Source organism: Photorhabdus namnaonensis, assembly GCF_001684335.1.
Classification (GTDB): Bacteria; Pseudomonadota; Gammaproteobacteria; order Enterobacterales; family Enterobacteriaceae; genus Photorhabdus; species Photorhabdus namnaonensis.
On record NZ_LOIC01000042.1, the window covers coordinates 1 to 1,884 of the forward strand.

General features: G+C 40.1%; 1 protein-coding gene. It reads left to right on the plus strand.

Annotation, left to right across the window (positions count from 1 at the left end):
* A partial coding sequence (locus tag Phpb_RS07865; protein ID WP_205634751.1) for a hemagglutinin repeat-containing protein occupies positions 1-1,884 on the plus strand: 1,884 nt, incomplete at both ends.

Genomic DNA, 1,884 nt, shown 5'->3' on the forward strand with positions numbered 1-1,884 from the left:
AAAGCAATATTATTGAACCCGCCAGTGTTGTTGCTGCCGGTAATCTTGTCGCTGATTTTAAAGATAATATTAATATTCGCACACCACTGCCATATGACATAAATGAAATGTCCCAAATCACTGTTGCAGGCGGCTATGATACGTTATCTGCTAAAAATATTGTCTTAAACTCAGGAAAAATTAACAATAATAATATTATTAAAGCTAATAACGACATCACTATTTTGGCAACTGACGCTGTTACATTAAACACCGGGGAAGTTATTTCGGGTGGTGATGTATCGATGATCGCCGCTAATAATATTGATGTATTGCAGAGTAAAATCAAGGGAAAAAACATTACTGTTATTAGCCGTAATGCTGATTTGAAATTGCAAAGCAATGAGACTGTCGGATATTTCAACCATGATGGTAATAGAATAATCAGCCGCATTGAGGCAACAGGTGATTTATTGCTAAACGCAGGTAAGAATATTATTTTTCGGGATATATTTTTAACTAAAAGTGATAATATTACTTTAACGGCAAACAATGATATTACCATTGATAATAACAATGCGGTGCTATTATCACATAAACGAATTGGCAGTATTATCTCTTTCATTAAAGAGCAAGAACTTTTTAATAATATGTTATCTAAAGTAGGTAAGCTGGATGCAAAAAGTTCTATTGTGATTAATGCCGGTGGAAATTTATCGGTTAAGAGTATTCGTTTCTCCGCAGAAAAAGACATCAATTTAACTTCTGCAAAAAGTATTGATCTGGCTCCCCGTGAATTATCTCCTTCACTGAGTAAATTATTCCCTTCATCACGTTCTGGAGAATTAAGCAGCCAATTAACCGCAGGAAATAATATCAGTGTCATCAGCGGTACAGATATTAACGGAAAGGCGGTTCAGATACAGGCAAACGGTAACGCATTATTGTCCTCTGGAAGGAATATCACACTCCTGCCCCTGCTTTACTCTGCTATTGTTTACAATGACGATGACAGACCTGAGCATTATGATGAACATAAAGATGACAGAAATTATGGCGCACAAATCCGTGGTACTAAAAAGCTGACAATGGCTGCCAATGGAGCCATTACCACGGTGGGTTCACAGTTACTTTCTGATGGTGATATAACGATTACCTCTGGTGGTGATATACGTTTCGAATCGGCTCGGAATCACTTCTACAAAGATCGCGCTGATTATTTCAAAGATAACAGCATCACAGAAACCTATACTCAACAAAGTACTGAATTAACCAGTGGTGGTGTGCTAACCGTGCTTTCAAACGGCAGCATTCTATTCCAGGCCACCAAACTCACGGCCAAAGGGGCAATGGATATCGCCGCGCAAGGCGGTTATCTGTACGCTCAAGCGATGGAGGAATCCAGCCACTATGAGAAAACAGAAACCAAACGTAGGTGGTATGGTAAAAAGAAAACCACCACACGCACCCATCATGATGTCACGAACAAAGTCACTGAATTTACCGCCGGCGGTGATATCAATCTGTTAAGTCGGGATGACAGCACTTACGAAGCCAGTCAAATTGCCACTAATAAAAACGCCAAACTGACCAGTACTCACGGTAAAGTCAATTTTAAAGCGGTCAAAAACAGCACCTTTGAGCAGACGATTACCCATTCCAAAGGCTTTTATATCAAGCAGACGAATAAAGGCTATACCGAAAACAAATGGGTGCTTCCTGCTATTCATATCGGCGGAAAATTTACTGTGGAGGCGGTCAAAGGGGTTAGCGCGGATATCAAAGCCAAAAATGGTCAATCGTTACAGAACGCGGTGTCAGTATTCGGCAATACGCCGGAAACCGCCTGGCTAAAAGGACTCAATGAACGTCAAGACGTTCAATGGAACTTAGTTAAAGATGCCT